The 12,814-nt window shown below is 64.5% G+C and carries 8 protein-coding genes; 2 read left to right on the plus strand and 6 right to left on the minus strand.

Annotated features, from left to right (window positions below; all coding sequences use genetic code 11):
• Positions 1–32: 32 nt before the first annotated feature.
• The 4 genes from guaD to xdhA form a co-directional block, all read right to left on the minus strand.
• Positions 33–1,424 carry a guanine deaminase gene (gene guaD, locus KUV45_RS12020; protein ID WP_222163190.1) on the minus strand — a complete coding sequence of 464 codons (1,392 nt, stop codon included), beginning with the start codon at positions 1,422–1,424 and terminating at the stop codon, positions 33–35.
• Between the two features lie 101 nt (positions 1,425–1,525).
• Positions 1,526–2,386: a xanthine dehydrogenase accessory protein XdhC gene (gene xdhC, locus KUV45_RS12025; protein WP_222163191.1), complete on the minus strand. Its 861-nt coding sequence runs from the start codon at positions 2,384–2,386 to the stop codon at positions 1,526–1,528.
• Positions 2,383–4,824, minus strand: a complete 2,442-nt coding sequence (gene xdhB / locus KUV45_RS12030; protein WP_222163192.1) for a xanthine dehydrogenase molybdopterin binding subunit — start codon at positions 4,822–4,824, stop codon at positions 2,383–2,385. The genes xdhC and xdhB overlap by 4 nt, the downstream gene beginning before the upstream one ends.
• Positions 4,808–6,385 (minus strand): xanthine dehydrogenase small subunit, encoded by a 1,578-nt coding sequence (gene xdhA, locus KUV45_RS12035; protein ID WP_222174243.1) that lies wholly within the window; start codon positions 6,383–6,385, stop codon positions 4,808–4,810. Before xdhA ends, xdhB begins: the two co-directional genes overlap by 17 nt.
• 584 nt (positions 6,386–6,969) lie before the next feature.
• Between xdhA and KUV45_RS12040 the strand changes: the two genes are divergently transcribed.
• Positions 6,970–7,644, plus strand: coding sequence for a TetR/AcrR family transcriptional regulator (locus KUV45_RS12040; protein WP_206938347.1), 675 nt, complete (start codon positions 6,970–6,972; stop codon positions 7,642–7,644).
• A 46-nt stretch (positions 7,645–7,690) separates the two neighbouring features.
• Here the strand turns inward: KUV45_RS12040 and KUV45_RS12045 are convergent, their stop codons facing one another.
• A complete protein-coding gene (locus KUV45_RS12045; RefSeq protein WP_222163194.1) occupies positions 7,691–9,127 on the minus strand; it encodes an NCS2 family permease in 1,437 nt (478 codons plus the stop codon).
• A 231-nt stretch (positions 9,128–9,358) separates the two neighbouring features.
• On the opposite strand from KUV45_RS12045, the gene hrpB reads away from it, so the two are divergent.
• Positions 9,359–11,968, plus strand: coding sequence for an ATP-dependent helicase HrpB (hrpB, locus tag KUV45_RS12050; RefSeq protein ID WP_222163195.1), 2,610 nt, complete (start codon positions 9,359–9,361; stop codon positions 11,966–11,968).
• A 63-nt stretch (positions 11,969–12,031) separates the two neighbouring features.
• Here hrpB and KUV45_RS12055 read toward each other — a convergent pair whose 3' ends face one another.
• The gene (locus tag KUV45_RS12055; RefSeq protein WP_222163196.1) at positions 12,032–12,421 is read right to left on the minus strand and encodes a DUF6482 family protein; all 390 of its coding nucleotides are present in this window, start codon (positions 12,419–12,421) and stop codon (positions 12,032–12,034) included.
• Positions 12,422–12,814: the final 393 nt, after the last annotated feature.

Genomic DNA, 12,814 nt, shown 5'->3' on the forward strand with positions numbered 1-12,814 from the left:
CCTCTGGCAGCCCCTTGGGGCCGCTGCTGGTGTCACCCCTGGCGGCGATGCTGCAGGCGTCCTCCCGCCCAGGTCTCATAGATGGCGCGATCGTCACCCATCATCATCAGCGTGAACAGCTCTTCGGAAAGGCTTCGCGTGCGGCCCATGCGCCTTGCCATCAGCGGTGAGGCCATCGGGTCGATGACCACGAAGTCCGCGTCCTTGCCTGCCGTCAGGCTGCCGATGCGGTCATCCAGCGACAGCGACACCGCATTACCCAGCGTCAGGTCATGGAAGCCAGCCCAGGCGGTCAGTGGCGTGCCACGCAGCTGGCCTACCTGATAGGCCGCCTTGAGGGTGGCGAGGCCCGACAGGTCGGTGCCGGCGCCGATATCGCTGGCCAGGGTCAGCTTGAGGCGCTGTTGCCTGGCGCCGGCACGGTCGAACAGACCGCTGCCGAGAAACAGGTTTGAACTGGGGCAGAAGGCGATATTGGCACCACGGTCAGCCAGCCGCTGGCGCATGCCATCGTCCAGGTGAATACCGTGGGCAAAGGTGCTGCGAGGGCCAACCAGGTCAGAAGCTTCGTAGACATGTAGATAGTCTCGGCTTCCGGGGAACAGCTCGGCGACCCAGTCCAGCTCGCCGAGATTCTCGGCCAGATGGGTCTGCAGCCAGAGGCTCGGGTCGTTGCGCAGCAGGCCACCGGCGGCATCCAGTTGGGCCCGCGTGGAGGTTGGCGCAAAACGCGGAGTGACGCTGTAGCCAAGTCGTGCTGTGCCGTGCCAGTCGCTGATCAGCCGTTCGCTGTCGCGGATACCGCCCAGGGTGTCATCGGTCAGCGCGTCCGGAGCGTGGCGGTCCATCAGCACCTTGCCCGCCAGCATGCAGAGATCCCGGCGCCTAGCGGCGCTGAAGAAGGCGTCGACAGAGCCTGGGTGACTCGAACAGAACACCTGGGCGGTGGTGGTGCCGACCCGCATCAGCTCATCCAGAAAGACGTCGGCGATATGCTCGGCATGCTCGCGCTTGGCGAAGCGACACTCTTCGGGAAAGGTGTACTCATTGAGCCAGTCCAGCAGCTGTCGCCCGTAGGAGGCCATGATCTCGAGCTGGACATAGTGCACGTGGCTATCGATGAAGCCAGGCATCACCAGCTTGTCGCGATGATCAATGAGGGTGGTGTCGGCCGGCAGGCGCGGGGCGATGTCGGCGTACTCTCCGACGGCTTGGATGACGCCGCCGGACCACCATAGTGCGCCATCTTCGATGTAGCTGACGCTGCCTTCGGCGGGTGTGTCGTCATCGCCTGGGTCGGTGTTGAAGCTCAGCAGCCGCGCGCGAATGACGTGATGGGCAGATGGCTGTGCCGCAACGTCTGGCTGCCGGGCAGGGCGGATGGACTCGGCGGCATGGCCGAGTGAGGAGTCAGGGGCATCCATCGGAAAACTCTCTTGTCAGTGTCGTCGCCGGCGCGGCCGGAAGGATCAGCGGTGGGCCCCATCCCTGGGGACGTTACACGCCTGAAAGGGCGTTGGTGGCATCAGGGCATCAGGCGTCTCAGCGTCGCGCTGTCGACACCTCTTGAGGTGTCGTCACGTTTCGTTGTGTCACGTCGAGGGTGGGCCAACGGCAGCAGTTCTGCCAAGGCGGCCAGCGCCACGGCGTGAGGCGTCTTGTTGCCGCCGGAGTCACCGATGGGGCAGCGCACGCGGTCGATGCGTGACGCCGCCACGCCGGCACGCTCGAGTCGACCGCGAAAACTGGCCCACTTGCTGCGTGAACCGATCAGCCCGATTGACGCCAGGTCGTCTCTTTCCAACAGTGCCGCGATCAGGGCGTAGTCCTCGCCGTGGTCGTGGGTCAGCACCAGGGCATGGCTGTGTGGCGCCAGGCCCGCGACAGCCTCGCTCGGGTCGTTCAAGCGGTGTTGATGAACGCAAGCATGGGCACCGGTACCTTCGAAGGCCGCGTCGCGACTGTCGAACCAGTCGATGCGCCATTCAAGCGGCGCCGCCAGTTCGGCGATGGCACGGCCCACGTGTCCCGCGCCGAACAGCGCTAGACGGGTCATGCTGCCAAGGTCGGTCTCCAGCAGCACATTGACGAAACCGCCGCAGCACTGGCCGCTGCGTCCGCCCAGGGGAAAGGCTTCCAGGCTCATGCCTGCCTGACCCTGAGCCAGCCGCTCGCGGGCGCTGGCGATCAGTTGCCACTCGAAGGTGCCGCCGCCCAGGGTGTCATGCAGGCTGTCCGGGGTGATCACCATCTTGGCGCCCGGCTCCCGCGGTGTGGAGCCAAGGCTGGTGACCTGGGTGGCCAGAACGAAGGGCTGGCCAGCCGCCTTGAGCCTTGCCAGGGCGTGGTACCAGGGCTCCTTGTCCGGTCCGGCGTGGGCGGTCATGGTGATGTGTCTCCTGACGGGGCGCCTGGACTTGCCTGGGCTGTTCGCAGGGCTGTGCTAGCGGCGATGTGACGTGCCTTGCGCGCGGCCTGCATGACCCGCTCCGGTGTGGCCGGGGTGTCCAGGCGCACCGCATGGCGGTAGTCGGTCAGGCTCGCCAGGGCGTCGCGCAGGGCACACCACACCGACATGCCAAGCATGAAGGGAGGTTCACCCACCGCCTTGGAGCGGTAGATACTGGCCATGGAATTGGGATGCCCCTCCATCAGCTGTACCTTGAAGGTGGCGGGCAGGTCGCCATAGGCGGGAATCTTGTAGGTAGCAGGGCCGAATGAGGTCAGCTGACCACTGTCATTCCACTTGAGCTCTTCGCTGGTCAGCCAGCCCATACCCTGGATGAACCCACCTTCCACCTGGCCGACATCGATGGCCGGGTTCAAGGAGTCGCCGACGTCATGCAGGATGTCGACCCGGTCGACCTGGTATTCCCCGCTCAGGGTGTCGACCGATACCTCGGCCACGGCGGCACCAAAGGCAAAGTAGTAGAAGGGCCGACCCTGCCCACTGTGGCGATCGTAGTGGATCAGCGGCGTCGCGTAGAAGCCTTTCTCTGACAGCGAGACGCGTCCGAGATAGGCGTCCTGAATCAGCGTGCCCCAGGCGATCCGCTGCTCGCTGCCGGCAATGCCCGCGATAAGTTCACCCCGCTCCAGGCGCATTTCCTGGCGGTCGAGCTGGTAGTGCTCAGCGGCGAAGTCAAACAGGCGCTGCTTGAGCTTGTCGGCTGCGTCCCTCGCCGCCTGACCATTGAGGTCGGCACCGCTGGACGCTGCCGTGGGCGAGGTATTGGGGACCTTGTCGGTGCGGCTGGCACTGATACGTACGCTGGACAACTCGAGACCCAGCTCGCGGGCGACCACCTGACAGATCTTGGTGTGCAGGCCCTGGCCCATCTCGATGCCACCGTGATTGATCAGCACACTGCCATCGGTATACACGTGCAGCAGGGCACCCGCCTGATTGAGGTGCTGGGCGGTGAACGAGATGCCGAACTTGACCGGCGTCAGCGCCAGTCCTTTGCGGATCACCGGGCTTCGCGCATTGAAGTCGGCAATGGCGCGGCGCCTGGCCCAGTAGTCGCTGTCCGCCTCCAACCGTTCGACCAGTGTATGCAGCAGCGCGATCTGGTCTACCGTCTGGCCATAGTGGGTGGTTTCGCGGCCCTGGCGATAGAAGTTGCGCTTGCGCACGGTCAGCGGGTCTTCCCCGACCTGTCGGGCGATGTCTTCCATGGCGGCCTCGATGACCATCATGCCCTGGGGGCCGCCAAAGCCGCGAAACGCGGTGTTGGACGCGGTATGGGTGCGGGCTCGATGCCCTGTGACTCTGGCCTGTCCCAGTGAGTAGGCATTGTCGGCGTGGAACATCGCACGGTCGACGATGGCGTCTGACAGATCCGGGGAGTAGCCGCAATCGCCGGTAACGCTGATGTCCCCCCCGCTGATCACTCCAGCGGCGTCGATGCCCAGGCGATAGCGGTTATGGAAGGGGTGGCGCTTGCCGGTGACCTTCATGTCATCGCCTCGGGGCAGGCGGATACGGCAGCTCTTGCCGGTTCTTCGCGCCACCAGCGCCGCCAGGCATGCCCAGGGAGACGCCTGCGTCTCCTTGCCGCCAAAGCCGCCGCCCATGCGCCGCACCTCGACGGTGACCGCATGGAACGGAATGTTCAATACTTCCGCGATCAGCTTCTGTGTTTCGCTGGGATGCTGGTTGGAGGTGTGGACCATCACCCCTTCGTCTTCGGTGGGGTGTGCGACGCAGGCCTGTCCCTCTAGATAGAAGTGCTCCTGGCCGCCGATAAATTGCTCGCCCTCGACCACATGGTGGGCGTCGGCCAGCGCCGCTTCCCAGTCACCGCTTTGCTGACGATGGGTGGGGCGCACCAGATCGCCCGCGTCGACCGCAGCCACCGGATCGAGAGACACTGGCAGCTCATCGATCTCGATGCGGGCCTTGGTGACGGCCTGTCGGGCAGCGCGATGGCTGGTGGCAGCCACGCAGAACATGACCTGGCCGGCGTAGAGCACTTCCTGGTCTGCCATGATCGGGTCGCCAGGGAAGACCGGACCAATATCGGTGTGACCCGGCACGTCGGCAACGCTGATGACATCGACCACGCCAGGGGCCCGCCGCACCTCGTCAAGGTGCATGGCGGTGATGCGCCCGTGAGCCTTGGGCGAGAGGCCCACGGCCAGGTGCAGGGCGTCGGAAGGCAATGCCAGATCATCGATATAAGCGGCTCGCCCAGTGACATGTTTCACGGCGCTCTCGTGACGGGCGGACGAGCCAGAAAAACTGTGGGCAGCGGTGGCATCGGCGTTGTGGCGCTCCGTCGTATCGGACGGAGGTGTCGGCAGATCAGTGAGCGTACGCATGAAGCATCACCTCCGTGGCGAGGGTGTCGGAATGGTCACGAGCATCAGCGGATGACGCACCCGGGGACGTCGCGTTCTGGGCTGCCCCCTGGGCGGAGGATGCGATCACCAGCAGCAGTCGTTCGAGCAGGGCGGCGGCGGCATCTTGACGGTATTCGCTGCTTCCGCGCACGTCGCTCATGGGCGTAAAGTCCTGGGCCAGGGCCTCGCTGACTGCGCCAAGGCTGGCGCTGTCCACAGGCTTACCCTCAAGGGCGGCTTCGGCGCCCGTGGCCCTGGCGGGAATGGCGGCCATGCCACCGAAGGCCAGGCGAACATCGGCCAGGCGCCCGCCAACCACGCGCCAGGAAAAGGCGCCCAACACTGCCGAGATGTCATCTTCCCGACGCTTGGACAGCTTCCACACCTTCAACTGCTGATCGTTCGCCAGATGGGGCAGGAAAATGGCTTCCAGCACCTCATCGTCACCCAGGGCGGTATCCCGGTAACCCAGGAAGAACTCGCTGGCGGCCAGGGTCCGGCTGCCGCCGGGCCCGGTCAGCCGCAGTCGTGCATCCAGCGCCAGCAGTACCGGCGGGGTATCGCCGATGGGCGAGGCGTTGGCGACGTTGCCACCGAGGGTGCCGCGGTTGCGCACCTGGCCAGAGCCCAGGCGATGCAGCAGATGGGCAAAGGCGGGGTAGTGCTCGGCAAAGAGTGGCTCCAGGCGTGAGTAGGTCACCGCAGCGCCAATCCACACGCCGCTGCGACCCAGGTCGTCGGCCGCAGATTCGACGGTCAGAAGCTCTGCAACGCGAGTCACATCAATGACCTGTGGAAGATCCTTGAGCTGTTGCGTGACCTCGAGCCATAGATCGGTACCGCCCGCGACCAGCCGTGCCTCGGGGAAGCGCTGACGCAGAGCCACCAGGCCAGCCAGGCTGCGGGGCTGGTAGAAGCCGGAGGCGTTCGTTGTCTCAGCACCGCTTGAAGCAACGTTGCGCTGGTCGGGAGTCGCGGCCTTGCCACCCACGTCGGTGGCAAGGGCGTCGGCCAGGGACAGGTCGTCGAGCCAGGCAGGACGGAAGCCCGGAGTGTCGTGCATGGCCAGGGCGGCATCTCGAATCGGCCGGTATCCGGTGCAGCGACACAGGTTGCCGCCCAGCGCGGCTTCCAGCCGCTGCGGGGTCAGCGGGGCGGGCTGCTGGACTTGGTGCTCATGCAGGGTGAACAACGACATGACGATGCCCGGCGTGCAAAAGCCGCACTGACTGCCGTGGTGCTTGACCATGGCCGCCTGGCAGGGATGGAGATCGTCGCCATGGGAGATTCCTTCGACGGTCACCAGGTGACGACCGGACAGCTGGTGGGCCGGCATGATGCAGGCGTTGGCACTGTGATAGTGCAGGCGGCCGTCGGCATCCACTTCACCGATGGCGACGGTACAGGCACCGCAGTCTCCGGAGGCACAGCCTTCCTTGGTGCCCGTCTGGTTCAGCCGTTCGCGCAGCAGATCAAGGACGCTGAGATGGGGCTCGGCATCCACGTGCTGCATCCGGCCATTGAGGTAGAAACTGATCATGGCTAGAGGTCCCGCTTTGGCGTTGTCATTATCGTTGGACAGTAGGGCGCACGAGGCGTCCTGTCGTGGGGCTTGCGATCTTCGGTCGATGTCGCCTTGGTATTAGCGTCGGTCTGTTTAGCTCAGGTCTGTTTAGCGCGGGCCTGTCTGGCGTTTGCCCATCTGGCTTCAGGCCATCACTTCTTGATGTATCACTCTTCGATGCATCACATTTTGGTGTATCAACCTTGGACTCTGCTTTCCTAGACCCTGCTTTCGTGGATCGGGGTCCCTTGCGCCCCTATGTAAAGAAAATGGTGTATAGGGAAATGGTGCAAAGGAGATGGCTGAGCCGGGTCTTGTCAGCAGCAATGTTGTTATTCTTGACCAATCGGTCAGCTTCTTCAAGGTGAAGGAGTGAAATTTGCTTAGGACTGCCGTTTGGCGTTAGTTCGACAACGACATGACAGCCATGCCTCACCCACAGACCTGTGTCGAATTGCCAGTCCCTGACCCTTCAGGCACTCTTTTACGGCGCGTTGTCCTGATCAGGCGTGACGTGGGTTCACGCCAAGGGCGGCGGTTTGTCAACGACCGGGATGAGCATGGGATCACAGCTGGATGATGCAGCGCTCGACAGGGCGCTCGACACCGAAGGCGGCGCCATACGCCAGCGCAACGAGCGCGAGATACTCGACGCAGCCGAGCGGGTGTTTTCTCGCCACGGCTATCGGGGTGCCAGTCTCAAGCTGATCGCGGAAGAGGCGGGGCTTCCAAAGTCCAATATCCTCTATTACATGGGCAGCAAGAAGGCACTCTACGTGCGTTTGCTGGAAGGCGTGATGGAGCGCTGGAACACCATGCTCGACGATATTTCTGTCGAGGACGATCCCGCCGAGGTACTCAGCGCCTTTATTCGCTCCAAGATGGAGATGTCTCGCCGTTATCCCGAGGCCTCGCGGCTGTTTGCCGGTGAGATCCTGCAAGGGGCTCCCTTTCTGCAGGACTTCCTGCGTGGCGAGCTGCGTGACTGGGTCGAGGGCCGGGCCGAGGTATTTCGTCAGTGGGCCGAGCGCGGCCTGATGGACCCCGTGGACCCGGTGTCGCTGATCTTTCTGATCTGGTCGGCGACGCAGCACTACGCGGACTTCGAAGCTCAGGTGGCCGGTATCACCGGCCATGAGCACTTCACCGACGACGACATGCAGCGCGTTACCGACTTTCTCGTCCAGGTCGTTCTGAAAGGATGTGGAGTGGTGTCGGCACCCACAGGGCACTGAAAAAAGGCTGCGTGCCCTGGGAGGCCGGCATGGTGAGTCGTGACGGTTACTGCGCGGTGGCCAGCATGATCGCGGACAGCACTGCTGATACCCACATCGCGGGCTTGATCTGATCGGCCTTGCCGGTGGCCAGCTTGATCAGAACGAAGCTCATGAAGCCGAACGCAATCCCGAGCGTGATGGAGTAGGTCAGCGGCATCAGAATGATGGCCAGAAAGGCAGGAAAAGCGTCCTCGAAGCGACTCCAGTCGATCTTGCCGATGGGGGCCATCATGAACAGGCCGACCAGGACCAGGGCTGGCGACGTGGCGATGCCCGGAACCAGAGAGAGCAGCGGCGACAGGAACAGGAAGGGCAGAAACAGCGCCGCAATGACCAGCGCCACCAGCCCGGTACGTCCTCCCTGGGCGACACCAGCGCCTGACTCGATAAAGGTCTGGGCTGCGCTGGTGCCCAGTGGCGCCGCGATCATCGAGGCAAACGCATCGACGGTCATCGAGCGTTTGAGGTTACGAGGATTGCCGTTGGCATCCTTGAGGCCCGCCGATTCCGACAGCGCCATGAAGCAGGACAGGGCGTCAAAGAAGTTGGTGAACAGCATCACGAAGATAAACGGCAGATAGGCGACCTTGAGAGCGCCGAGCACATCGACCTTGCCCAGGGCAGAGAAGTCCGGCCACGCCGCCAGTCCTTGCCACACCACCACGACCTCGTCTCCCCACAGGCGGCCCAGGGGCAGCGCCAGCAACGTGGTGGCCGCGATGCCAAGAATCAAGGCGCCGTTGAAGCCCCGGATGACCAGCACCGCAGTGATGATCAGGCCCGCGAGGAAGGTGACCAGCAGCGCATCCAGGTGTCCCAGGCTCACGAGTGTGGCGGGACTGGCCACGATGAAGCCGGCATTCTTGAAACCAATGAAGGTAATGAACAGGCCGATGCCACAGGTGATGGCGTAGCGCAGTGACGCCGGGATGGCGTCGATGATGGCCTCGCGGACGTTGAACATGGCCAGTACCGCGAACATGACGCCGGACCAGAAGACGCAGCCAAGTGCCACCTCCCAGGACAAGCCGGCTCCCAGTACCAGGGTGTAGGTGAACAGTGCATTCATGCCCATACCCGGTGCGACCAGAATCGGGTTACGGGCGTACAGCGCCATCGCCAGGCTGCTGAGACTGCTGATGACCACGGTGGCTGACAGGGCAGCGGAAAAGGGGATGCCGGCGTCTGACAGAACCGCCGGGTTGACCACGATGATGTACATCCCGGCCAGGAAGGTGGCGATACCGGCCAGAATCTCGGTTTTAACCGAACTACCGCGTCGGGTCACGTTAAAGAATCGGTCGAGCAACGCCCCCAGGCCGCTGGAGTCGGAAGGGCAGGATCTCTCGCGGTCTGTCGTCTGGGGTTCTGTCGTCTGGGGGTCTGCGGTTGATGGTTCTGCGGTTGATAGTGCCGCGGGCGATGAACCGGGATCACTCATGGCGGGGTCCTCTTGTCGTTGTCATGGCCATGGGGTGTAAATCTGACCGTTCGGTCAGGCGATAAGCGTAGACAAAGATGCGCCATCATGGCAACAAACGCTGGGCGGTAATGTATACAAAACCCTTGCCGCAGAGTGCTGCAAGGCGGTCGTGCTATGATCCCCGTCCGCGCGGCGCCACGCCGCTGAGCCAGCCGCTGAGCCACTTCCCCTGCCGACGGAGCTGTCGTGATGTCCTTGTTCCCGCCACTGCCGATCGACGAACGTCTGCCCGAGCTGCGTTGCGCGCTGGAGGCAGATCACCGCGCGATGCTGGTCGCCCAGCCCGGGGCGGGCAAGACCACACGGGTGCCGCTGGCGCTGCTGGAGTCGGACTGGTGTCGTGGTGACAGCGGTCGGGGCAAGCTGCTGCTGCTGGAGCCGCGGCGGGTTGCCGCCCGTCTCGCCGCCAGCCACATGGCAGACCTGCTCGGAGAGGCGCCTGGCCAGACCGTAGGCTATCGCATGCGTGGTGAGAGCTGCGTGGGTCCAGATACGCGGCTCGAGGTGGTGACCCAGGGGGTGCTGTCCAGAATGTTGCAGGACGATCCTTTGCTCGACGGTGTGACTGGCATTGTGTTTGACGAATTTCACGAACGCAGCCTCGAGGCGGATCTCGGTCTGGCACTGGCGCTGGACGTCCAGCAGGGGCTGCGTGAAGACCTGCGGCTGCTGGTGATGTCGGCCACGCTTGATGTCGCGGCATTGTCGCGGGTACTGGGTGACGACGTCAGCGTGGTGGACTGCCCAGGACGGCAGTACCCGGTCACGACCCTGTATCGGCAGGCCCCGTCGCGGCTGTCGGCGGAAGAGCATCAGGGGCGTGTCGTGCTGGAAGCACTGGCGGCAAAGAGTGCGGCGGACGAAGAGGGCGCAGCGGACCAGGCGGCGGACATACTGGTGATCTTGCCCGGCGTGGCGGAGATCGAGAGGCTATCTCGCTGGCTGTCCCAGCGGCTCGATCAGGTCGCGCTGGTGCCGCTCCACGGACGGCTGCCGCTGGATGCTCAGCGGGCTGCCCTAAAACCACGGGCGGACGGCCTGCGCCGGGTGGTGCTTGCCACCGCGATTGCCGAGTCCAGCGTCACCGTGGACGGCGTGCGCACGGTGATCGATGCCGGGCAGCAGCGGGTGCCGGTGTTTGTGCCTCGCACGGGGCTGACTCGGCTGGAGACCCGGCGTGTCAATCGGGCCAGCGCCGACCAGAGGCGAGGACGAGCGGGACGCCAGGGGCCAGGGCGTTGTTATCGCCTGTGGGCGGAAGAACAACCGTTACCACCCCACGGTGAGCCGGAGATCCTCCAGGCCGATCTATCCTCGTTGGCCTTCGAACTCGCCCGTTGGGGAGTGAAGGACGCGACCCAGCTTGCCTGGGTCACGCCGCCGGGGCGCGCCTCGCTGAAGGCCGGTCGCCAGCTGCTGCGACAGCTCGAGCTCAGTGATGAGCGGGATGGGCTGACGCCGCTGGGTCGTGCCGCTGGCCGTTGGCCCACATCGCCCCGTCTGGCGGGGATGCTGGAGTGGGCGAGCCAGCGTGACGAGGCCTCGCTGGCCCTTGCCTGCGCGCTAGCCGCCTGGCTTGAAGGGCGTCAGGGTAACGGCCGTCAGCTGGACCTCGAAGCGGTATTCACCGAGTTACTCAATGACTCACGCCCAGACCCCCACTGGCAGCGAGAAGCCAAGCGGCTGTGTGCTCGCGCGGGTGTCTCGCTGTCTGCAGCGAAACGAGCGGGTGACGGCGCGCTGGCTCGCATGCTGTTGCACGCGTTTCCCGATCGGGTGGCTCAGCAGGTAGCGGCGGGGCGGTTTCGACTGCGCTCTGGCGGGCTGGTGACGTTGCCCCAGGATCAGCCCCTGGCCCATGCCCCCTGGCTAATCGCGGTGGAGCTTGACGGTCGCGCCCGGGAGAGCAGGCTTTATCGGGCAGTGCGCACCGATGAGTCGGCCCTGGTGGCCCAGTGGCCGATACTGTCCGAGTGGCGTGAACGGGTCGAATGGAACGCCGACGCGGGGCGCCTCGAGGCAGAACAGGTACGGGGTATCGACGCGCTGGTGCTGGCGCGCCGTCCGTTGCAGGGCCCCCCAGGCCCCGCTGCCTGTCGTCAGGCATTGCTGCAAGCCATCCACGACGCCGAACGCCTGCCGCTCAATGACGCCGCTGAGGCGCTGCGGCGGCGGGTGGCGTTGCTGCGTCAAAGCCACGATGGTCAGTGGCCTGCGCTGGACGACGAAACCTTGAAAGCTGAGCTGGACGAGTGGTTTGGGCCCCATCTGGAAGGACTGACGCGGATGGAGCAGGTGCATGCGTTGCCGTGGGAGCAGCTCCTGCGCGAGCGCTTGCCCTGGCCGCTGGCCAGTCGTCTGGACGAATTGGCACCGACCAGGTTGACGCTGCCCAGTGGCGACAGCGCTTCCCTGCGCTACGAATGCGAGGGATGGGTAGGGCAAGCCGCTGAGGCGAACCCGTCTCAACCGTCTTCTCAACACCTTGCGCAACTGCCAGATGATGGGCCTGGCGAGGCGTATCGTGTGGTGCCGGTGCTCGCCGCAAAACTCCAGGCGCTGTTCGGCTGGCAACAGACGCCACGAATCGCCGAAGGACGGGTGCCGGTGCGTGTCGAGCTGCTGTCCCCGGCCCGTCGCCCCCTCGCCACGACCATGGATCTCGCGAGCTTCTGGCGCAATGTCTATCCCGAGGTGCGCAAGGAGAACCGCGGTCGATATGCCAAGCACCCCTGGCCTGAGGATCCGCTGACGGCTCAGGCGACCTCGCTGACCAAGGCACGCCTGGGCAAGACGTGACGGCACCACCTGGCGGCTGACGTCGGTGGGCAGGGCTAGAGGGCCCGATGGCCGCAGGAGCTGTCAATGGTGAGTGCTCAGGGCAATCCGCGTACCGTGGGCGATGACCTCCGCCAAGGGCGCCGGGGACGTCGTCTGACCGACCATTTCGTCGGTGACCTCTGCCCAGGTCAGGGTGGCGTGGGTGAACCCCAGTGGAGCGAGAGTGCGACTGATCCACGCGGTGCCGGTAAAACGCCAAGGGTCACCCGCGTCATCGACCAGCAGCGCCATCTGATCGTCGAGGTGAATCCTGACCAGATAAAAGCCCATATCGATGGAGTGGATCTCGATAGTGGGGGAACGGTCCGTCAGCGCCGTCAGGCCTGTCAGGGTCAGGGTGTCGGGAAGCGAGTGGACGGCGGATGTGGCGTCCGCGGGGAGATCGCTGGTGCGGTCCTCGGAGAATGGCATGATCGTCTCTCTCTCTCTGTGGGTGGCGTCGTGCGTAGGTGGCGTCGTGCGTGGCTGGCGTCTTGTGCGCGCCCGGCGTTGAGGTATCTCTCTTTTACTGTCGACCTGTTCCACTGTCGCCTGGTGATACTGTCCCGGCCTTGTCACGATGAAGGGCTCCGGGGCTGGGCTGGTGGATGGCCATGGGCCGGGTATAGGCTGTCAGCGACAGCCAATAATGGGATTCAAGTGATTTTTTGTATAGTATGTGTACAGGAAATGTACATGCCTGGTCGCATGGGCGCCACTCCGTCATCCACCCGGTAGCCACCAGATCGCCACCCGGCACGACCTTGATCACGGTCGCGAGAGAGCGCTGAGGCGTTGACAGTCGGGCGCCCTGTCGCCACCATC

It is taken from the genome of Halomonas sp. DP3Y7-2 (genome assembly GCF_019800795.1).
Taxonomy (GTDB): Bacteria; Pseudomonadota; Gammaproteobacteria; order Pseudomonadales; family Halomonadaceae; genus Halomonas; species Halomonas litopenaei_A.

What these genes read in the sequence shown, in the direction of transcription:
- xdhB (WP_222163192.1), bottom strand. Translation starts at nt 4,824, where the DNA reads ATGCGTACGCTCACTGATCTGCCGACACCTCCGTCCGATACGACGGAG.
- KUV45_RS12040 (WP_206938347.1), top strand. Translation starts at nt 6,970, where the DNA reads ATGGGATCACAGCTGGATGATGCAGCGCTCGACAGGGCGCTCGACACC.
- guaD (WP_222163190.1), bottom strand. Translation starts at nt 1,424, where the DNA reads ATGGATGCCCCTGACTCCTCACTCGGCCATGCCGCCGAGTCCATCCGC.
- xdhA (WP_222174243.1), bottom strand. Translation starts at nt 6,385, where the DNA reads ATGATCAGTTTCTACCTCAATGGCCGGATGCAGCACGTGGATGCCGAG.
- xdhC (WP_222163191.1), bottom strand. Translation starts at nt 2,386, where the DNA reads ATGACCGCCCACGCCGGACCGGACAAGGAGCCCTGGTACCACGCCCTG.
- hrpB (WP_222163195.1), top strand. Translation starts at nt 9,359, where the DNA reads ATGTCCTTGTTCCCGCCACTGCCGATCGACGAACGTCTGCCCGAGCTG.
- KUV45_RS12055 (WP_222163196.1), bottom strand. Translation starts at nt 12,421, where the DNA reads ATGCCATTCTCCGAGGACCGCACCAGCGATCTCCCCGCGGACGCCACA.
- KUV45_RS12045 (WP_222163194.1), bottom strand. Translation starts at nt 9,127, where the DNA reads ATGAGTGATCCCGGTTCATCGCCCGCGGCACTATCAACCGCAGAACCA.